14 protein-coding genes and 1 riboswitch are annotated in these 20,133 nt (G+C 67.8%); of the genes, 9 read left to right on the forward strand and 5 right to left on the reverse strand.

All coding sequences use genetic code 11. The features are described 5' to 3' along the window. Positions 1-37 precede the first annotated feature (37 nt). A riboswitch (FMN riboswitch) is annotated at positions 38-194 on the reverse strand. A 367-nt stretch (positions 195-561) separates the two neighbouring features. From OHZ10_RS26980 to otsA, 3 genes are all read left to right on the forward strand, one after another. Further along, positions 562-2,643, forward strand: coding sequence for a TonB-dependent receptor (locus OHZ10_RS26980; protein ID WP_342704901.1), 2,082 nt, complete (start codon positions 562-564; stop codon positions 2,641-2,643). A 465-nt stretch (positions 2,644-3,108) separates the two neighbouring features. Continuing rightward, positions 3,109-4,728: a methyl-accepting chemotaxis protein gene (locus tag OHZ10_RS26985; RefSeq protein WP_342704903.1), complete on the forward strand. Its 1,620-nt coding sequence runs from the start codon at positions 3,109-3,111 to the stop codon at positions 4,726-4,728. A gap of 632 nt (positions 4,729-5,360) precedes the next feature. Next, the gene (gene otsA, locus OHZ10_RS26990; RefSeq protein ID WP_342704904.1) at positions 5,361-6,767 is read left to right on the forward strand and encodes an alpha,alpha-trehalose-phosphate synthase (UDP-forming); all 1,407 of its coding nucleotides are present in this window, start codon (positions 5,361-5,363) and stop codon (positions 6,765-6,767) included. Positions 6,768-6,782: 15 nt separating this feature from the next. On the opposite strand, the gene OHZ10_RS26995 is transcribed toward otsA, so the two are convergent. Beyond that, complete coding sequence (locus OHZ10_RS26995) at positions 6,783-7,250, reverse strand: OsmC family protein (protein WP_059240497.1); 468 nt, start codon at positions 7,248-7,250, stop codon at positions 6,783-6,785. A gap of 85 nt (positions 7,251-7,335) precedes the next feature. After that, positions 7,336-9,309: an ATP-dependent zinc metalloprotease FtsH gene (gene ftsH / locus OHZ10_RS27000; RefSeq protein ID WP_174992126.1), complete on the reverse strand. Its 1,974-nt coding sequence runs from the start codon at positions 9,307-9,309 to the stop codon at positions 7,336-7,338. Positions 9,310-9,781: 472 nt separating this feature from the next. Here ftsH and OHZ10_RS27005 point away from each other — a divergent pair, with 472 nt between their 5' ends. Next, positions 9,782-11,446, forward strand: a complete 1,665-nt coding sequence (locus tag OHZ10_RS27005) for an acid phosphatase (protein ID WP_342704906.1) — start codon at positions 9,782-9,784, stop codon at positions 11,444-11,446. A 102-nt stretch (positions 11,447-11,548) separates the two neighbouring features. On the opposite strand, the gene OHZ10_RS27010 is transcribed toward OHZ10_RS27005, so the two are convergent. Both OHZ10_RS27010 and OHZ10_RS27015 read right to left on the reverse strand, forming a co-directional pair. Next, positions 11,549-13,045: an FAD-dependent oxidoreductase gene (locus OHZ10_RS27010; protein WP_342704907.1), complete on the reverse strand. Its 1,497-nt coding sequence runs from the start codon at positions 13,043-13,045 to the stop codon at positions 11,549-11,551. A 283-nt stretch (positions 13,046-13,328) separates the two neighbouring features. Then, positions 13,329-13,538, reverse strand: coding sequence for a hypothetical protein (locus OHZ10_RS27015; protein WP_059240987.1), 210 nt, complete (start codon positions 13,536-13,538; stop codon positions 13,329-13,331). 460 nt (positions 13,539-13,998) lie between these two features. Between OHZ10_RS27015 and OHZ10_RS27020 the strand changes: the two genes are divergently transcribed. The 5 genes from OHZ10_RS27020 (at position 13,999) to OHZ10_RS27040 (ending at position 17,936) form a co-directional block, all read left to right on the forward strand. After that, positions 13,999-14,415, forward strand: a complete 417-nt coding sequence (locus OHZ10_RS27020; protein ID WP_059240493.1) for a nuclear transport factor 2 family protein — start codon at positions 13,999-14,001, stop codon at positions 14,413-14,415. A 3-nt stretch (positions 14,416-14,418) separates the two neighbouring features. After that, on the forward strand, positions 14,419-15,276 hold the full coding sequence (locus tag OHZ10_RS27025; RefSeq protein ID WP_174992124.1) for an SDR family NAD(P)-dependent oxidoreductase: 858 nt from the start codon (positions 14,419-14,421) through the stop codon (positions 15,274-15,276). Positions 15,277-15,322: 46 nt separating this feature from the next. Further along, positions 15,323-16,081, forward strand: coding sequence for an SDR family oxidoreductase (locus OHZ10_RS27030; protein ID WP_174992123.1), 759 nt, complete (start codon positions 15,323-15,325; stop codon positions 16,079-16,081). Positions 16,082-16,118: 37 nt separating this feature from the next. Then, complete coding sequence (locus OHZ10_RS27035) at positions 16,119-16,955, forward strand: SDR family NAD(P)-dependent oxidoreductase (RefSeq protein WP_059240490.1); 837 nt, start codon at positions 16,119-16,121, stop codon at positions 16,953-16,955. A gap of 72 nt (positions 16,956-17,027) precedes the next feature. Further along, positions 17,028-17,936 carry an NAD-dependent epimerase/dehydratase family protein gene (locus tag OHZ10_RS27040; RefSeq protein ID WP_059240489.1) on the forward strand — a complete coding sequence of 303 codons (909 nt, stop codon included), beginning with the start codon at positions 17,028-17,030 and terminating at the stop codon, positions 17,934-17,936. Between the two features lie 90 nt (positions 17,937-18,026). Here the strand turns inward: OHZ10_RS27040 and OHZ10_RS27045 are convergent, their stop codons facing one another. Continuing rightward, positions 18,027-19,892 carry a phosphoenolpyruvate carboxykinase (GTP) gene (locus OHZ10_RS27045; protein ID WP_059240488.1) on the reverse strand — a complete coding sequence of 622 codons (1,866 nt, stop codon included), beginning with the start codon at positions 19,890-19,892 and terminating at the stop codon, positions 18,027-18,029. Between the last annotated feature and the right edge of the window lie 241 nt (positions 19,893-20,133).

The following is a 20,133-nucleotide window of genomic DNA, read 5'->3' on the forward strand; positions in this document are numbered from 1 at the left end:
CACAGGGACAAGCCGCGTACCTTGCGTACGCAACGAACCCCGCTCTCTCTCATCCGGACTTTAACCGTCGGCCCCGGAATCAAACCGGGTCTGCTGACCTTGCCGGACACATGCGTGCCGGCAAGCGCTCGCGGGCTACGCGCAATCGCGCGATTACCGCCGGTGGGGAATTTCACCCCGCCCTGAGAACGTTCGCGGCACATTGGCCGCGCCGGAAATCTATCACACTCTCGACGTGCAGGCGCATGGACATCGCCGCTCGCCTCATGCGCTCGGCGCACCCCGTCCCACGTTTCCCGCCATCGCCCCTCCGCTCCAGCCGCCCTTTTCACCGATCCGACAGAAACCCGACGGGAACCTGCCATTCGGCTTGGAATTTGAAATGATATAACATATCATTTCGGGTGCTCGTCCGCCCGACGCTGTTCCACTGTGGGTGGCCGGGCCTCGCCGAGCCATGTTCCAACGGGTCACTGCGCGTCATTGACGCAACAATATATCGTATCCAGCGGTGACCCGTATCGCTCGTTATCCGATCCGATTCCAACCGATTCACCGACCATGCGCGACCTCCCTCGTCTACCGCTTCGCCCGCTCTCGTCTCTTTCGCTGATGCTGTTCGCCGCCGTCGCCCACGCGCAGACCGATACGCCCGCGTCGTCGAATCCGGCACCGGCCGCCGCCCCGCTCGCGCCGATCTTCGTGACCGCGAACCCGCTCGGCGACACCGAGCCGATCGCGCCGACCGTGCAGCTTTCCGGCGATGCGCTGACGCGCCGCCAGGCCGATTCGCTCGGCGAAACGCTCAACGGGCTGCCCGGCGTGTCGACCACGACCTACGGACCGATGGTCGGCCGCCCGATCATCCGCGGAATGGACGGCGACCGGATCCGGCTGCTGCAGAACGGCGTCGCGGCCTACGACGCGTCGTCGTTGTCGTACGACCATGCGGTGCCGCAGGATCCGCTGTCGATCGAACGCATCGAAATCGTACGCGGCCCGGCCGCGCTGCTGTACGGCGGCAACGCGGTCGGCGGCGTGGTCAACACGATCGACAACCGGATCCCGCGCGAAGCGATCCAGGGCGTGACCGGCGCGCTCGACGCGCGCTACGGCGGCGCCAATTCCGTGCGCGCCGGTGCCGCGCAAGTCGAAGGCGGCAATGGCCGCTTCGCGTTCCACGTCGACGCGTTCGACCGCGAAACGAGCAAGCTGCGGATTCCCGGTTACGCGCGCAGCAGCCCGCAACGCGCGATCGACGGCCCCGACACGCCGCAGCCGGAAGGCAACGTGCCGAACAGCGACGGCCGCGTGCATGGCGGCGCGCTCGGCGCGTCGTACACGTGGGCCGACGGGTTCGCGGGCCTGTCGTACAGCGGTTACGAATCGAACTACGGCTCCGTCGCCGAAAGCGACGTGCGGCTGCGGATGCGGCAGGAACGCCTCGCGTTCGCGTCCGAGATCCGCAACCTGAGCGGGCCGTTCACGCAGCTGAAATTCGATTTCGCTTACACCGACTACCGTCACAAGGAAGTCGACAACGGCGAAACGGCGACCACCTTCCGCAATCGCGGCTACGAGGCGCGCATCGAGGCGCGGCATCGCAAGATCGGCCCGTTCGAAGGCGCGATCGGCGTGCAGTTCGGCCAGAACACGTTCTCCGCGCTCGGCGACGAAATGCTCGTGCCGTCCACGCGCACGAACAGCGTCGCGCTGTTCGGCCTCGAGGAATGGCAGGTCGTCCCGGCGCTGAAGCTGAGCCTCGGCGGCCGCTTCGAGCATGTGAAGGTCGATCCCGATCCGGCCGGCGTCGAGAAATTCGCGGGCGCGCAGCCGCGCGACTTCAACGCGGGCAGCCTGTCGGCCGGCGCGCTGTTCTCGCTGACGCCGGTATGGTCGGTCGCGGCGAACGTCGCGTACACCGAACGCGCGCCGACCTTCTACGAGCTGTATTCGAACGGCCCGCACGATGCGACCGGCCAGTTCCTGATCGGCAACCCGAACGCGTCGAAGGAAAAAGCCGTGTCGACCGACCTGTCGCTGCGCTATGCGAGCGGGCCGAACCGCGGTAGCGTCGGCGTGTTCTACAACCGCTTCTCGAACTACCTGACCGAGTACAACACGGGCCGCGTCGTGAACGACGACGGCGAACCCGTCGCACCCGGCACCGACGGCTCGCTCAACGAGGCGATCTATCGCGGCGTGCGCGCCGAGTTCTACGGCATCGAGCTGGACGGCAAATGGCGCGCGTTCTCGCGACGCGGCCATACGGTCGATCTCGAACTGACGGCCGACTACACGCATGCGCGCAACGTCGACACGGGCCAGCCGCTGCCGCGCATCGCGCCGCTGCGCGCGACGCTCGCGGCCGACTACGGTTACGGCCCGTTCGGCGCGCGCGCGCAGGTCACGCACGCGTGGTCGCAGCATCGCGTGCCCGACAACGACTTCTCGACGGACGGCTACACGTCGCTCGGCGTGATGCTGACCTACAAGTTCCGCGTCGGCCCGACGCACTGGCTCGCGTACCTGCGGGGCGACAACCTGACGAACCAGGAGATTCGCTACTCGACGTCGGTCGTGCGCGGCTTCGCACCGCAAGGCGGCCGCAGCGCGATGGCCGGGTTGCGCACCACGTTCTGACCCCACACGGCTCGCGGCGCCCGCCGCGAGCTTGTCGGGCGCGCCGACATGGCGCGCCCGCCTCTGTTAATCCTCCCATCGCGCCAATCGAGCGGCGCACGCCGAGCACCCGCATCGGCGTCCTCCCGGAATTCGTCGAAAACGAAATTCCGTTATTCATCCATAAATCGAAACAAAATCATCAGACGATTATTGGTTAAAAGACGTTTCTTGTTTCACCAATAAAACCGGTTTCAAATTCCACGTATAAACCCTTTAATTACGGGCGACCCGAGACTTTTTGATCGAGATCAAGAACGCCCAGCTGGCAACGGTTTCAGCACTAAAAAAATTAATATCAGGGTTTTCGAAGGGTAAAGAAATATCCCGTATACCCGTTAATGCCGGCACGAGCCCGTATCTGGTCGAACAATAAATTCCATTTGCCAACCACTCGCGCAGAGGCACAACGTGAAAATCGCCAGAATGAGCATCAAAACAAAACTCCTTGGCGGCTTCGGCTTGCTCGCCGCGGTCGTCGTGATCGTGTCGGGCATGGCCCTCAAGGCACTGTCCGATACGAATGCCGAGTTTTCCCGCTACATGAACGGCATCAGCGCGCGGGCGAACCTGTCCGCGCAAATCCGCACCGCAGTCGACCGTCGCGCGATCGCCGCGCGCAACCTCGTGCTGGTGACCAAACCGTCCGACGTCGAGGTCGAACTCGCCGAAGTGAACCAGGCGCACAAGGATGTGCAGGAACATCTCGCGAAGCTCAAGGACATGATGGCGAACGCGACCGACACCTCCGATCGCGCACGCGAACTGGTGGGCGACATCGTGCGGATCGAAGGCAGCTACGGGCCGGTCGCGCTGCGCATCGTCGGGCTCGCGCAGGCCGGCAAGAAGGACGAGGCAACCGCCGACATCGACGACAATTGCCGCCCGCTGCTCGCGCAGCTGGTGCGCGCGACCGACGCATACGCAACCTATACGCATGAACGCGAACTCGCGATCGCGCAGCAATTCGCGGACCGCTACGTGATGGAGCGCAACCTGCTGGCCGGCATCTGCCTGATCGCGGTCGCGGTTGCGGCCGCCGGCGGCCTGTGGCTGACGCGCAAGATCACGGTGCCGATCGGCTCGGCGGTGGATGTCGCGCGCACGGTCGCGAACGGCGATCTCGGCAGCCGTATCCAGGTGAGCGGCAACGACGAGACGCGCGACCTGCTCGAAGCGCTGCGGACGATGAACGAGCGGCTGATCGGCATCGTCGGCCGCGTGCGCGATTCGTCGAACAGCATCGCGCATGCGGTGAGCGAAATCGCGTCGGGCAACCTCGATCTGAGCCAGCGCACCGAGGAACAGGCCGCGTCGCTGCAGGAAACCGCGGCGACGATGGAGCAGTTCACGTCGACGGTGCGGCTGAATGCGGAAAACGCGCAACAGGCGAGCACGCTCGCCGCGAATGCGTCGGACGTCGCGCAGCGCGGCAGCTCGGTGGTCGGCCGCGTGGTGGATACGATGACGGAGATCGGCCTCAGCTCGTCGAAGATCGCCGACATCACGGGCATCATCGAAGGCATCGCGTTCCAGACCAACATCCTCGCGCTGAACGCCGCCGTCGAAGCGGCGCGCGCGGGCGAACAGGGCCGCGGCTTCGCGGTCGTCGCGAGCGAGGTGCGCAGTCTCGCGCAGCGTTCGTCGACGGCGGCGAAGGAAATCAAGGAGCTGATCTCCGTGTCGGTGCAGACGATCCAGGACGGCTCGGCGCTCGCGGGTGAAGCCGGCAAGACGATGTCCGACGTCACGCAGGCCGTCGCGCGCGTGACGGACATCATGGGCGAGATCGCCGCTGCGTCGGCCGAACAGAGCCGCGGCATCGACCAGGTGAACCTGACGATCACGCAGATGGACGAGACGACGCAACAGAACGCGGCGCTCGTCGAGCAGGCTGCAGCCGCATCGAAGTCGCTCGAGGCGCAGGGCCGCGAACTGTCCGAAACGGTCGCCGCGTTCCGGATGCCGTCCGGGGCACACGCGGCGGCGTCGGGCACGCATCCGCAGGGAGCCGACATGCGGCACTGGCAACCGGCCACCGCGTAACGAAACGCGAAAGAGACGACGATGCGCACGCTGTTCCGCTCATCCGCCTGCATCGTGCGTACGTGCACCGCACGATGCGCGGCCACGCGCGAGACGCGGTGCGGCAGCGCATCGTCGCCATCCGGTGCGCGAAGGATCACGCACGCACAGCGACGCGCAGCGCCGGTCCGCGTCGCGCGTTCGCGGCCCACTTTCAGGTAGATCGCGCATCGGCATCGGCGCGCCCGGCATCGGCTTTCATTGCCGCCGATCCCCATTCCGTCGTGCGCACATGCACGTCGTCGCGGACGATCGCACGTCATGCGTCCGCACGCAGCCTTGCATCGCGCACGCTGCGTTCGCAGCGACGCGCAAGTTTCGATCCTGCCCGCATTTCGTGCGTTGCCACACCGGCGTCATGGAAATCGCGCTGCATTCGCACTCGCGACGTTCGTCGATACAGACTTTTAAAACGAACGAATGACGAGTATGCTTAAAAAAGCACCCCCCGTTCGGACGGCGAATCGCGTGCCCTGACTCCCGTCCGTTCGCATTGCGGCCCCATCGCATCGCGCCCCGCGCGTCGATGGCGGCGTCTGCTTCTCGCGCCTCGGCCGCACGAATCTTTCCCCCAACAATCGTCAGGAGAGCTAGTGAGCCGACTCGTCGTCGTATCCAATCGCATCGCAGACCCCCGTAAAGCCGCGGCCGGCGGCCTCGCCGTTGCCGTGAAGGACAGCCTGCAGGAAACCGGCGGCGTATGGTTCGGCTGGAGCGGCAAGCTACGCGGCGGCGACGATCAGCCTACGCATGGCGACGACGTGCAGATCCAGAACGTCGGCGGCATCCAGCTCGCGACGATCGACCTCGATCCGCAGGATTACGACGCGTACTACCTCGGCTATTCGAACAACGTGCTGTGGCCGGTGTTTCACTACCGGCTCGATCTCGCACAGTTCGACCGGCGCTTCGCCGACGGCTACCGGCGTGTGAACCAGTTGTTCGCGCGCAAGCTGCGCACGCTGCTGCGGCCCGACGACACCATCTGGGTTCACGATTACCAGCTGATTCCGCTCGCCGCCGAACTGCGCGCGATGGGCTGCACGAATCCGATCGGCTTCTTCCTGCACATTCCGATGCCGCCGCCGCCGATCATGGCCGCGATCCCGGAACACGAATGGCTGATGCGTTCGCTGTTCGCGTACGACCTCGTCGGCTTCCAGACCGAATCGGATCTGCTCCACTTCGAGCATTACGTCGAAGCGGAAGCGGGCGCGGCGCGGTTGCAGGATGGCCGGCTGCACGCGTTCGGCCGCACGCTGTCGGCCGGTGCATTCCCGATCGGCATCAACGTCGACGAATTCGAATCGCTCGCGCGCGATCGTGACGGCATCGACATGTTCGACCGGATGCGCGACGAATATTCGCGCCGCCAATTGCTCGTCGGCGTCGACCGGCTCGATTACACGAAAGGGTTGCCGCAGCGCGTGCATGCGTTCCGCCAGTTGCTCGAACAGTATCCGGAGAACCGCGACCGCGCGACGCTGATCCAGATCGCTGCACCGAGCCGCGAGGATCTCGGCGCGTACGACGACCTGCGGCGCGAGATGGACAGCCTGTGCGGCGCGATCAACGGCGACTACGGCGAGCTCGAATGGATGCCGATGCGCTACATTCACCGCACCGTCGCGCGCAAGCGCCTGCCGGGCCTGTATCGCGCGAGCCGCGTCGCGCTCGTCACGCCGCTGCGCGACGGGATGAACCTCGTCGCGAAGGAATTCCTCGCCGCGCAGGACGCGGCCGATCCGGGCGTACTCGTGCTGTCGCGTTTCGCCGGTGCGGCCGAGCAATTGAAGCCGGCGCTGCTCGTCAATCCGTACGACACGCAAGGCACCGCGCAGGCGATCCAGCGCGCGCTCACGATGCCGCTCGAGGAACGCCGCCAGCGTCACTCGGCGCTGATGGCGATCGTGCGCAAGACCGACGTGCACTGGTGGCGCACGCGTTTTCTCGACGCGCTCATCGAAGCAGCCGAAGTCGCGGCCGCGACCGAATCCTGACGCGCCGACGCGCGCTCACGCATCCGTCGCCGCGAATTCGAGCGTCGCGCCGTTCATGTCGCACACGTCGACCGAAATCGGGATGCCCGCGCGCATGCTCTCGGTCACCACGCAATACGCATCGAACCGGTCGAGCACGCGCGTCGCCGCCGCGAGATCGGCCCACGTCTTGCCGATCGACAGCCGCACGGCCATCGCCCCCACGCGCACCCGCCCTGCTTCGTTCTGCACCATGTCGACGTCGATATGCGCGGCAATCGGCTGTGGATCGACGTGCTGCTTGTCGAATGCGAACAGCAGGCTCGCCGACAGACAGCTCGCAACAGCCGCGGCCAGCAACCGGATCGGGTTCGGCCCGCATCCTTCGCCGAGCGGCGGCGGTTCGTCGGTGAGCACCGGCGCCAGCGTCGTGCCGGCAAACCTGACTTCGAAGCGGAAACGCGCCTGCTGCGCGACATCCACCGATACGTGCGCGTCGCTCATGGCGACTCCGTGACTGGAAAGAGGGAAAGAAAGCGCGGCGCATCGACAGGTCGACGCGCGCCGCTCGCAGGTCGGCGCAGCGCGTTCAGCGATCGGGGTCGCGCGGCCGGCCGTACGCGACGAAATCGCGCTCGACCGCAGAAGCCTGCTCCGTTTCGATGGCGCCGCCGCGTGCGCCCGCTTCGTCGGGGGGCGCCGACGGGGCCGACGACGCGTCGACGCGCCCGTCGATCAGCGCCTGAAGCGCGTCGCGTTCGAGCACCTCGCATTGCAGCAGCCGTTGCGCGATGCGTTCGAGTGCATCGCGGCGCTCGCCGAGCGTCGCGGCCACCCGCGCATGCGCATCGGTCAGCAGCGTGCGCACTTCGTCGTCGATCATCCGTGCCGTGTGCTCGCTGCAGCGGCCGTCGCCCGCATGCCAGGCGCCCGGCATGCCCTGGCGCGCATCGCCGTCGTCGAACGTCGCGAGTCCGATCTTCTCGCTCATCCCGTACTGCATGACCATGTGACGCGCCATCGCGGTCGCGCGTTCGAGATCGTTCTGCGCGCCGGTCGATACATCGCCGAACACCAGCTCTTCGGCCACGCGCCCGCCGAGCAGCGCATCGATCCGGTCGAGCAGTTCGCTCCGGCGCAGCACGTAGCGATCCTCGGTCGGCACCTGCTGCGTATAGCCGAGCGCGGCGACGCCGCGCGGAATGATCGACACCTTCTTCACCGGGTCGCAATGCGCGCGGCTTTCCGCGACGAGCGCGTGACCGGCTTCGTGATACGCGATGGTCAGCTTCTCCTGCGCGTTCATCACGCGGCTCTTGCGCTCGAGGCCCGTCAGCGCGCGGTCGATCGCCTCGTCGAAATCGGCCATGCCGATCGCCGGCTTGCCGAGTTCGGCAGCATGCAGCGCGGCCTCGTTGACGACGTTCGCCAGATCGGCGCCGACGAAGCCCGGCGTACGCGACGCGAGCTCGCCAAGGTCCACGTCGGCTGCGAGCTTCACGCGCTTCACGTGCACGCCGAGAATCTGCCGGCGGCCGTTCACGTCGGGCCGGTCGATCGCGATGTGGCGATCGAAGCGGCCCGGCCGCAGCAACGCGGGATCGAGAATCTCCGGCCGGTTCGTCGCGGCCATGATGATCACGCCGGAGCCGGCCTGGAAGCCGTCCATCTCGACGAGCAGCTGGTTGAGCGTCTGCTCGCGTTCGTCGTTGCCCGACATCGGGCCGACGCCGCGCACCTTGCCGAGCGCATCGAGCTCGTCGACGAACACGATGCACGGCGCCTTCTGCTGCGCCTGCTCGAACAGGTCGCGCACGCGCGCCGCCCCCACGCCGACGAACATCTCGACGAACGCCGAGCCGCTGATCGAGAAGAACGGCACGGCCGCTTCGCCGGCCACCGCACGCGCGAGCAGCGTCTTGCCGGTGCCCGGTGCGCCGACGACGAGCACGCCCTTCGGGATCTTGCCGCCGAGGCGCTGGTAACGGTCGGGATTGCGCAGGAACGCGACGAGCTGCTGCAGTTCGGCTTTCGCTTCGTCGATGCCCGCGATGTCGTCGAACGTGATGCCGGTTTCCTGCTGCACGTACACGCGCGCGCGGCTCTTGCCCATCCCGGTGAAGTCCTGCAGCCCGCCGCGCCGGCGCAGCATCATGTTCCACACGAACACGAACAGCACGAGCGGCAGCAGCCACGACGCGAGCGCGGCGATCCAGCCCGTGTCGGGCGTGCCGTGATAACGGATGCCGGCGGCGGTCAGCGTGTCAGTCAGGTGCTCGTCGGTCACGCGGTTGGTCGTGAAGCGCCACGGCGCGCCGGCCTGCTGCACGGCTGCGGCCTCGGATGCCGGCAGCATCGTGCCGGCCTGCGGCATCTTCAGCGTGCCCGAGATCGACGCGGGGCCGACCTCGAGATCGTCGACGAGCCGCGCGGCGACGAGCGTGTGGAAATCGCTGTACGCGATCGATGCCGACGACGGGTGCAGCATCAGCAACTGCGCGGCGAACAGCACGAAGAAGCCCGCCGCGATCAGCAATCCCGGGTAGTCGAATTTCCTGTCCATGGCATCGGGCCGGCCTCGTGTGCTGCGCGGCGTGCGCTCACGCGGGCACGCGCGCGCAACCGGCACGCGGCATCGGCGGCCCTGCGAAAACGGCATCCATCCGCGCCATCGTCGCCTCGCTGTGTCGCCTTGTTTCGTCGCATCGACGACGCCGCGACGACACCGTCGGCCGGCGCCGCCGGGCGATCCTCGCCCGGGCGGCACGCCGCGACGCGCCGCCCCTGAATCCAGTCTAGCTCGCGCAAAGGCGTCGCGCATTGCCCGCCGCGCGAGTCGATTCGTCCGACAAACGGCTTTCATTCGCGGCACTCGGCGCGTTATAGTCGCGTTCGTGACATTTTTATGACAATTCGATCGCCGGCCTTTCCGCGCCGCGCCCGGCATTGCATTCCGTCACGCATCGCGGCAGCCTGAGCAACGCCGCCGCACATCGAACGATACCGCCCACCCGCCCATTCGAGGAGCCCACGACGTGACCGACACCCCCGATCGCCCCGACGACCTTCCCGCCGATCCCGACCGCCGCCGCGTACTCGGCGGCCTCGCCGCGCTCGGCGCCGGTGTCGCGCTCAGCGGCTGCGAAACCACCGCCGGCAGCGCGCCGCGTTCGGCCGCCGACCTGCGCATCGACGAGGCGTTGCGCCAGCGCGTACGCCACATCGTCGTGATCTATGCGGAAAACCGCAGCTTCTCGAACCTGTACGGCGATTTCCCCGGCGTGCAGTATCCGCTCAGCGAAGTGCGGCCCGAACACGCGCAGCAACTCGATCGCGACGGCAAGACGCCGCTGCCCGTGCTGCCGAAGATCTGGGGCGGGCTCGTGCCGCAGGCGCAGGAAGTGGACGGCAAGCGCTATGCGATCGCCGAGCGCGACATCGACAAGCTGCCGAACGCGCCGTTCCGGATCGCGGACGCCCAAGGCAAGCCGCTGCCGAACAGCGTGATCACGCGCGACCTGTGGCACCGCTTCTATCAGAACCAGATGCAGATCGCGGCCGGCCGCAACAACCAGTTCGCCGCGTGGGCCGATTCGGGCGGCCTCGTGATGGGCCATTACCGCAATTCGGCCGATTCGCTGCGGCTGTGGAATCTCGCGCGGCAATACACGCTGTGCGACAACTTCTTCATGGCGGCCTTCGGCGGATCGTGGATGAACCACATGTTCCTGATCTCCGCGCAGCCGCCGCTGTATCCGGACGCGCACAAGCATCCGCATGCGGCGAAGCTGCTGTCGAAGGTCGAAGGCAACGATCCGGCCGGCACGCGTCTGAAACTCGCCGACGATTCGCCTGCGTCCGCACTCGAAGGCCCGCCGAAGTTCGCGGGCGACGGCCCGCTGACGCCGGACGGCTACGGCGTGAACACGATGGCGCCGCCGTACCAGCCGAGCTACGTGCCGCCGCCCGATCCGGGCAACGCGGCGTATGCGGACCCGGCCGACCATCGCGTGATGCCGCCGCAGGGCTATGCGACGATCGGCGACCGCCTGTCGGAAAAGAACGTCGACTGGGCGTGGTACAGCGGCGCGTGGCAGTACGCGCTCGAACATCGCGACACGGGCACCGTGCCGGATTTCCAGTACCACCACCAGCCGTTCAACTACTTCGTGAAATACGCGCCGGGCACCGAGGCCCGCCGCCAGCACCTGCGCGACGCGGGGCTCGGCGACGCGCCGTCGACCAACCATTTCATCGCCGACATCGACGCGGGCCGCCTGCCGGCCGTCACGTTCTACAAGCCGCAGGGCAACCTGAACATGCATGCCGGCTACGCGGACATCGAATCGGGCGACCGTCACATCGCGACGGTGATCGACCATATCCGGCGCGGGCCGCAATGGGAAAACACCGTGATCGTGATGACGCACGACGAGAACGGCGGCTGGTGGGATCACGTCGCGCCGCCGGTCGGCGACCGCTGGGGCCCCGGCTCGCGGATTCCGGCGATCGTGATCTCGCCGTTCGCGAAGAAGGGTTTCGTCGATCACACGCTGTACGACACGAACTCGATCCTGCGCTTCATCAGCCGCGTGCACGGACTCGCGCCGCTCGACGGCGTGGTCGTGCGCAACCAGGCGTTCGCCGCGCGCGGTGCGACCCCGCCGGGCGATCTCACGAACGCGCTCGACCTCGGGTGACGGCCGGTTGGTCGCGCGATCGGTGATTGCGTGACCGCTTGAACCGACGACGCCCCGGGCAATGCGATCGATTGCCCGGGGCGTCTTTCGTTTACGGCACCGCTACGCGGCGCTGCGCAATGCGTCCCGCACGGCCTGCGCCGCGTGACGGCCGGCCTGCCGGCCGAAGAACGTCGAGTCGGCCAGCGACAGCCCCGAGCTGTACCCGGCGCCCCAGCGCGGCAGCCCGCACGTCGTCCGGCCGGCCGCGTAGAGGCCCGGCACCGGCGCGCGCGCCGCATCGAGCACCTGCCCGGTCGGCAGCGTATCGAGCCCGCCGAGCGTGAAGTGCGGATAGAACGCGTAGTCGATCCGGCAATCGAGCGCGACGAACGGCGGCTCGATCAGCGGCTGCAGCCATTTCTTCGCCTTGTGGAACAGCGGATCGGCGCCTTCGGCCGCATGGCGGTTGTAGACGTCGACGGTCGCCGTCAGCGTGCCGGCCGGCATCTGCAGGTCGCGCTCGACTTCCTCCCACGTTTCCCCGGCCGCCGCGATGCCGATTCGCGCGATCGCGGGCGGCGCCTCGTAGGTCGCCTGATCGACGAGCAGGTAGATGCGGTCGTCGGCCTGATGGAACGCGTGATGGCCCGTGCGGCCGTGATAGCCGTCCTCGTTGATGAAACGCTGCCCGCGCGCGTTCACGAAGATCCCCTTGATCAGCGCTTCGGGCGCATAGAACGGCAGGCTGACGAAGCCCTGGTCCATGTGGATCGCCGCACCGCCCGCGCTCTGGCCGAGCAGGATGCCCGAGCCGTCGTCGCCCGGGCTGCCGATCGGCTCGTCCGAGCGCAGGAACTGCGGCGCGTGCCGGCGCACCATGTCGCGGTTCATCGCGAAGCCGCCCGCGCACAGGATCACCGCACGGCGCGCCCGCACGAACGCGGTCTCGCCGTACGCGCGCAGCACGGCGCCGCATACCGTGCCGCCGTCGTCGACGATCAGCGCGATCGCGCGCGTGTCGTAGCGCGTGGCCACGCCGAGCGCCGCGACGCGCCCGGCCAGCACGCGCATCAGCATCTGCCCGCCGCCCCAGCCCGGCCATTGCGGCGTGTGGCCGCGCGGGCACGGCTTCGCGGCTTCGCTGAACGGCCAGGCTTCCTCGCTGCCCGACCAGATCAGGCAGTCGTCGGTTTCCGGTTCGACGATCCGCTCGGCGATGAACGTGTTCTTGTAGGTCAGGCCCTGCGCGACGAGCCAGTCGTGGTGCGCAAGGCTCTCGTTCGCATAGACGAGCACCTTCGCCTCGTCGGCGTCGCGGCCGCCCGCGAGCATCAGGTAGCGGTACAGATCCTCAGTGTCGTCGGTGAAGCCGGCCTGCCGCTGTGCGGGCGTGCCGCCGCTGCCGCCGAGGTAGATCTCGCCGCCCGACAGCGCGCTCGTGCCGCCATAGCTCGACGCGCGCTCGACGATCAGCGTGTCGGCGCCGGCGCTCGCGGCCTCGATCGCCGCGCACGCGCCGGCCGCGCCGAAGCCGACGATCACGACATCGTGTTCGGCATCCCAGCGAGGCACGTCGCGCAGGTTCAGGGGGTGGTTCAGGGAATAGTCAGATGACATGAGGAAGGCGTCAGCGTGAAGGGAATCTGCGGAAAGCGGCAGTCGCGGCACGAGCCCGCCGGCACACGGCGTGACGCGGAGCAGCGCGGTCGATACGAACACGCTGCGATGCGAGCGCAGCCGCGTGCGGCGTCTTGCGCGGTGGAAAGCGAACGGCCGTCGAACGGCGTGAAGCCGAACCGGCCGCGCGATCCGGTAGGACACGCGACGATTGCGTCGCGGCCTCGGCGCACCGTCACGCCGCGACGGCGCCATTCCTGCGCGGCGCGTGGCCGCGCCGGCGTCACATGCCGCGCAACGCGGCGAAACCGAAGTGCGACGGATCGATCGGCACACACCCGGTCGGCAGGCCGTTCGGATCGACCGAACGGCATTGCAGGATGCCGGCCGCATACGGCGGCGACGGGACTTCGTCGGCGCCGTATCGCGCCATCGCGATGGCAGCGAACGTGCCCATCGCCAGTACGCACAGCTTGCGAGTCGTCAGTCTCATGATCGTCGTCCTCTCCGGTTGGCCGCTGGTGCGGTTCGAGTCCGGCGCGCATCGCTTGCTGCGCCGGATGACTGCACGGTAGCCAGCGCCCGGCCGCAAGCCATCGTCCATTTCGACTAGGGGCAAACGCTGAGCGGATGCGGCATCGCATGCCGCGCTGCACCACGACGGTCAGCGGAATTTCGCGCAGGAAGGAAACACGGCACGCCGGACGCCTTTCTCGACCGGGCGGACCCATCGTCAGACGCATGCGTGATCTGGTTCGCCGCATCGCACCATCAACACGCGATCGCACGATGCGCGGCGGTCGACCCCGGTGTTTTCCCCGACCCTCGCCCTGCTCCGTATGGATGATGAGTCGCGACCGGTCCGATGCGAACCTGCGCATCGACGTCGCAATGCCGTCGCGTCCGCACTCGCGGCGCGGCTGACTCTTTCCGTTTTTCCACGGGAGCACTGCATGACCGATTCGAATCCCCGCCACGCGCTGTACGACCTGGCGTGCCGTTACGCGCAAGCCGTCGACCGGCGCGACTGGCCACGCCTCACTTCCCTCTTCACCGCCGATGCCACGCTGGCCGGCCCCGGTTTCCGCTTCGACGACCGCGATGCGATCGTCGCGGGCATGCGCGTGATCGAGCGCTACGACGCAACCCAGCATCACGTGCACAACCAGCTCGTCACGCTCGACGGCGGCGAGGCCGATGTCGAGACCTACGGCATCGCGTGCCACGTGTACGTGCGCGACGGCGTGAAGCGCAAGCTCGACTGGGGGCTGCGCTATCGCGACCGCTGCGTGTTCGACGGCGGCTCGTGGCGCTTCGCCGCGCGCACGCTGCACGTCGACTGGTCCCAGGACCTGCCGCTGGAGGGCTGAACGATGCGCACCTCTGCTCCTCTCGCCGGCCGCACCGCGCTCGTCACGGGCGGCGCGGGCGGCATCGGCGCGGCCTGTGCACAGGCGCTCGTCGCCGACGGCGCGGCCGTCGTGCTGATGGGTCGCCGCCGCGATGCGCTCGAACGCGCACAACGGCAACTGACCGATGCGACACCCGGCAGCCGCGTCGCGATCCATGCGGGCGACGCGTGCGACGAAGGCGACCTGCAAGCCGCGCTCGACTGCGCCTGGGCGCTCGACAACCGCCTCGACATCGTCGTGCCGACCGTCGGCGGCGCCGGCTTCCGGCCGCTGCTGCTGCACGATACCGACAGCTTCCGCGCGGAAATCGACCTGAACCTGCACAGCGCGTTCGCCGCGATCCGTCATGCCGCGCCGCGGCTCGCCGACAGCGGCGGCGGCGCGATCGTCTGCATCTCGTCGACAGCCGCGCAGATCAATTTCCGCTGGCTGTCCGCGTACTGCACCGCGAAGGCCGCGCTCGAAGCGCTGGTGCGCGGCGCGGCCGAGGAACTGGCCGGCGCGAAGATCCGCGTGAACGCGGTACGCCCGGGCCTCACGCGTTCCGAAGCCACGGCGCCGATGTTCGACAACCCGGCGCTCGTCGACAGCTTTCTCGAACAGATTCCGCTGGGCACGCTCGGCGAACCCGAAGCGATCGCGCATGCGGTGCGCTATCTCGCGGGCCCCGAGTCGGGCTGGGTGACCGGCCAGAGCTTCGCGGTCGACGGTGGCCACGAACTGCGTACCAACCCGCGCGTCGACGACACGATCGCGCAGATCTACGGCACGGCCGCGCTCGATGCGATCAAGGCCGGCCGCGCACCGGGCGCCGCATGAGCGCCCGCCTTCCCTCACCCACCCCCACAAAGGACACCGACCGACCATGAATCGAGTCGCAAACAAGGTCGCGCTGATCACCGGCGCGGCAAGCGGCGTCGGCCGCGCGGATGCACTGTTGCTCGCCGCCGAAGGCGCGCGCGTCGTCTTGACCGACATCGACGAAGACGCGGGCCGTGCGCTCGCCCGCGAGATCGGCGACGCAGCGCTGTTCGTACGTCACGACATTGCCGACGAAGACGGCTGGCAGCACGCGATCGCATCGACGCTCGACCGCTTCGGCCGCCTCGACGTGCTCGTCAACAACGCGGCGATCTGCCCGGTCGGCTCGATCGAGGACACCAGCCTCGACACGTGGCGGCGCGTGATGCGCACCAATGCCGACGGCTACTTCCTCGGCTGCAAGTACGCGATCGGCGCGATGAAGGGCAACGACACGCCGGGCTCGATCGTGATGATGTCGTCGGTTGCCGCACTCGGCGGGCTGCCGATGATGTGCGCGTACACCGGGTCGAAAGGCGCGGTGACGGCGCTCGCGCGCAGCGTCGCCGTGCACTGCAAGCGCAGCGGCTACCGGATCCGCTGCAACTCGATCCATCCGGACGGGATCTGGACGCCGATGACGCAGGCGCTGATGCCCGACCTTGACCCGGTCGCGCTCGGCATCGGCAGCGATCCGATGGCGCGCATGTGCGACCCGCAGGACGTCGCGAATCTCGTGCTGTTCCTTGCGTCCGACGAATCGCGTTTCGTCAACGGTGCGGAACTGCGGATCGACAACGCGCAACTGGTGTCGTCGCTGTGACGCGCCCCGGCACTTTCCCGTTCGAAGGAGTCCCCAGATGATTTCATTCACCGGCAAGACCGTGCTGGTCACCGGCGGCGGCGCGGGCATCGGCCGCGCCTGTGCGGAAGCGTTCGGCGCGGCCGGCGCGCGCGTGGCCGTGGCCGAAATCGACGCGGCGCGCGCGCAGGACGTGCGGGCCGCCCTCGAAGCGGCCGGCGTCGATGCGCTCGTCGGCACCGTGGACGTCACGCGCCGCGACGAGGTCGATGCATTCGCGCGGACGATCGACGCACGCTTCGGCGGCCTCGACGTGCTCGTCAACAACGTCGGCGATTTCCTGCAGATCGCGAAACCATTCGAGGATTGCACCGACGACGACATCGAGCGGCTGTTCGACGTGAACCTGCGCCAGGTGTTCACGGTCACGCGCGCGATGCTGCCGTTGCTGCGCCAGCGCGGCGCGGGCAGCAGCATCGTCGGCGTGTCGTCGATCGAAGGCTTCCGCGCGATTCCGAACTGCGCCGTGTACGCATCGTTCAAGGCCGCGTTGACCGGCTTCACGAAAAGCCTCGCACTCGAACTCGGGCCGGCCGGCATCCGCGTGAACCAGATCGCGCCGGAAACCACCGAGACGCCGCAGGTGCCCGTCACCGCGATGGTCGCGGCCGAACACCACAGCCACATCCCGCGCTGGATTCCGCTCGGACGTTTCGGCGCGGCCGGCGATATCGCGGGCGCCGCGCTGTACCTCGCGAGCCCGCTCGCCGCCTGGGTCACCGGCACGACACTGCACGTCGACGGCGGCGCCCTCGCCGCAGCCGGCTGGTATCGCGACCCCAACGGCTTCTGGACCAACATGCCCGTCGTCACGGGCAACGGCTTCAATTTCTGAACGGCGCAACGCACGCGCGCCACTTCATCCGTTCAATTTACGCGGCGCGTCTGCGCCGCCACCGGAGACACCATGAAGATCCTGATCGTCGGCGGCACCGGCCTCATCGGCGGCCATGCCGCGCTGCACCTGCAAGCGCAGGGCAATCACGTCACGCTCGCCGCACGCAAGCCGCCTGCGGCCGGCAGCGCGCTCGCGCAGTTCGACGTGCTGCAGCGCGACTACGTGGCCGGCAACTTCACGCGCGACGATCTCGCGCCATTCGACGCGGTCGTGTTCGCGGCCGGCAACGACATCCGGCACCTGCCGCCCGGCACGGACGAAGCCGCGCACTGGGAACGCGCGAATGTCGACGCCGTGCCGCGTTTCTTCGCGCTCGCCCGCGACGCGGGCGTGAAACGCGCGGTGCTGGTCGGCAGCTTCTATCCGCAGGTCGCACCGGCGCTCGTCGACACGGTGCCGTACGTGCGCTCGCGCCATCTCGCCGACGAACGCGTGCGCGCGCTCGCGACGCCGTCGTTCGCGGTATGCAGCGTGAATGCGCCGTTCGTCGTCGGGTCGGTGCCGGGGCTGCGCAACGAGATGTTCGCCGCGTACACGGGCTATGCGCAGGGGCAATTCGCCGGGCTGCCGGTGTACGGCCCGGCCGGCGGCAGCAACTTCATCTCGACGCAATCGCTGTCGGAAGCGATCTGGGGCGCGCTGCAGCGCGGCGAAGCGGGCAAGGCCTACCTCGTCGGCGACGAGAACCTGAGCTTCGCCGACTACTTCGCCGCGTTCTTCCGCGCGGCCGGCAACCCGCAAGACGTCCCGTCGCTCGACCAGGAGCATCCGCTGCTGCCCGATATCGCGATCTACACGGGGCGCGGCAACGTCGTGTCGTACGAGCCCGATGCGGCGGACCTCGCGCTGTTGCGCTACCGGCGCGGCGACGTGCAGCGGGCAGTCGACGAAGTCGTCGCGCATTGCGGCGCGCAGTAAGCAACGCGGATGCAAAAACGTCCCGCCGCCGGCAATGCATGCCGGCGGCGGGACGTCAGGAGCGCTGCGTCGATACGCCGACGCGGATCGTTACGCGCCGAGGCGCTGCTCGATCTTCATCATCGTATCGGTCATTTCAGCCGGCAAACGCAGCTTCAGCGTATCGAACAGCGCTGCATGCAGCTTCAGCTCCTCGCGCCATTCGTCGGCGTTCATCGACGTCACCGCGTCGAACTGGTCGCGCGTGAAATCGAGGCCATCCCAATGCAGGTCTTCATACGCAGGCGACACGCCGAACGCATGCTCGCCGCCGCCGCCGGTGCCTTCGAGACGATCGAGCATCCACTTCAGCACGCGCATGTTCTCGCCGAAGCCCGGCCACACGAACTTGCCGTTCGCGTCCTTGCGGAACCAGTTCACGCAGTAGATCTTCGGCAACGTCGCCCCCGTGGCTTCGAGCTGCTTGCCGAGTTTGAGCCAGTGCGCGAAATAATCGCTGACGTTGTAGCCGCAGAACGGCAGCATCGCGAACGGATCGCGACGCACGATACCCTGCTGGCCGACCGCGGCGGCCGTCGTTTCCGAGCCCATCGTCGCGGCCATGTACACGCCTTCGATCCAGTCGCGCGCCTCGGTCACGAGCGGCACCGTCGTCGAGCGGCGGCCACCGAAGATGAACGCGTCGATCGGCACGCCGGCCGGATTCTCCCAGTCGCCGTCGATCGACGGGCACTGCGCGGCCGGTGCGGTGAAGCGCGAGTTCGGATGCGCGGCCTTGCGGCCCGTTTCCTTGCCGATTTCCGGCGTCCACGGGTTGCCTTGCCAGTCGGTCAGCTTCGCGGGCGGCGCGTCGGTCAGCCCTTCCCACCACACGTCGCCGTCTTCCGTCAGCGCGACGTTCGTGAAGATCACGTTGCCGGTCAGCGTCGAGATCGCGTTCGGGTTCGTCTTCACACCGGTGCCCGGCGCCACGCCGAAGAAACCGGCTTCCGGATTGATCGCATACAGGCGGCCGTCGCGACCGGGTTTCAGCCACGCGATGTCGTCGCCGATCGTCGTGACCTTCCAGCCGTTGAAACCCTGCGGCGGGATCAGCATCGCGAAGTTGGTCTTGCCGCAGGCGGACGGGAACGCGGCCGCGACGTGATACTTCTTGCCGGCCGGCGACGTCACGCCGAGGATCAGCATGTGTTCCGCGAGCCAGCCCTGGTCGCGGCCCATCGTCGACGCGATGCGCAGTGCGAAGCACTTCTTGCCGAGCAGCGCGTTGCCGCCGTAGCCCGAGCCGAAGCTCCAGATCTCGCGCGTTTCGGGGAAATGCACGATGTACTTGACCGGATTGCACGGCCACGGCACGTCCTGCTGGCCGGCTTCGAGCGGATGACCGACGCTGTGCACGCACGGCACGAATTCGCCGTCCTCGCCGAGCACGTCGTATACGTCGCGGCCCATGCGCGTCATGATCCGCATGTTCACCGCCACGTACGGGCTGTCGGACAGTTCGACGCCGACGTGCGCGATCGGCGAGCCGAGCGGGCCCATCGAGAACGGCACGACGTACAGCGTGCGGCCACGCATCGAGCCGCGGAACAGCCCGTTGAGCGTCTCGCGCATTTCGGCCGGCTCGATCCAGTTGTTGGTCGGGCCGACGTCGTCGCGCGAAGCGGCGCAGATGAACGTGCGATCCTCGACGCGCGCAACGTCCGACGGATCGGATTGCGCGAGATACGAGTTCGGGCGCTTCGCCGGGTTCAGGCGCGTGAGCGTGCCCTGGTCGACCATCGCCTGGCACAGCGCGTCGTTTTCTTCCTGCGAACCGTCACACCACACGACGCGCTCGGGCTCCGTCAGTGCCGCGATGCGCGACACCCAGTCGATCAGCTTGCGATGTTTGACGAAAGCCGGCGGAGCGATCAGCGGGCCGTGTGTTGCTTCGGCCATAGTGTTTTGCGACATGGGAATGTCTCCAGATTATTGGGCGGGGATGGGGGGTGCGGGGCGAGCCCGCGAGATGGGGTATGCGATTGGAGCGCAGGAGGAGACAGCGCGCAGGACGGGACGCGCGAGCGGAGCGCGCGTCGATGCCGCGATGCGTGCGAGAGAAGGTGAAGTCTCGTTAGAGGGTGCGAACGCGAGTTTCGCCATGCAAGCAACCTGCCATACAACTCCATTCCGGCCAGCATACCATCGCCGTTAT

Origin of the sequence: Burkholderia arboris (assembly GCF_038723655.1) — a bacterium.
In the GTDB taxonomy this organism is placed as follows: Bacteria; Pseudomonadota; Gammaproteobacteria; order Burkholderiales; family Burkholderiaceae; genus Burkholderia; species Burkholderia arboris.

Bases quoted from the DNA above. Each gene is read 5' to 3' on its own strand.
- OHZ10_RS26980 (WP_342704901.1), top strand. From the start codon at position 562: ATGCGCGACCTCCCTCGTCTACCGCTTCGCCCGCTCTCGTCTCTTTCG.
- OHZ10_RS26985 (WP_342704903.1), top strand. From the start codon at position 3,109: ATGAGCATCAAAACAAAACTCCTTGGCGGCTTCGGCTTGCTCGCCGCG.
- OHZ10_RS26995 (WP_059240497.1), bottom strand. From the start codon at position 7,250: ATGAGCGACGCGCACGTATCGGTGGATGTCGCGCAGCAGGCGCGTTTC.
- ftsH (WP_174992126.1), bottom strand. From the start codon at position 9,309: ATGGACAGGAAATTCGACTACCCGGGATTGCTGATCGCGGCGGGCTTC.
- OHZ10_RS27010 (WP_342704907.1), bottom strand. From the start codon at position 13,045: ATGTCATCTGACTATTCCCTGAACCACCCCCTGAACCTGCGCGACGTG.
- OHZ10_RS27015 (WP_059240987.1), bottom strand. From the start codon at position 13,538: ATGAGACTGACGACTCGCAAGCTGTGCGTACTGGCGATGGGCACGTTC.
- OHZ10_RS27020 (WP_059240493.1), top strand. From the start codon at position 13,999: ATGACCGATTCGAATCCCCGCCACGCGCTGTACGACCTGGCGTGCCGT.
- OHZ10_RS27025 (WP_174992124.1), top strand. From the start codon at position 14,419: ATGCGCACCTCTGCTCCTCTCGCCGGCCGCACCGCGCTCGTCACGGGC.
- OHZ10_RS27030 (WP_174992123.1), top strand. From the start codon at position 15,323: ATGAATCGAGTCGCAAACAAGGTCGCGCTGATCACCGGCGCGGCAAGC.
- OHZ10_RS27035 (WP_059240490.1), top strand. From the start codon at position 16,119: ATGATTTCATTCACCGGCAAGACCGTGCTGGTCACCGGCGGCGGCGCG.
- OHZ10_RS27040 (WP_059240489.1), top strand. From the start codon at position 17,028: ATGAAGATCCTGATCGTCGGCGGCACCGGCCTCATCGGCGGCCATGCC.
- OHZ10_RS27045 (WP_059240488.1), bottom strand. From the start codon at position 19,892: ATGTCGCAAAACACTATGGCCGAAGCAACACACGGCCCGCTGATCGCT.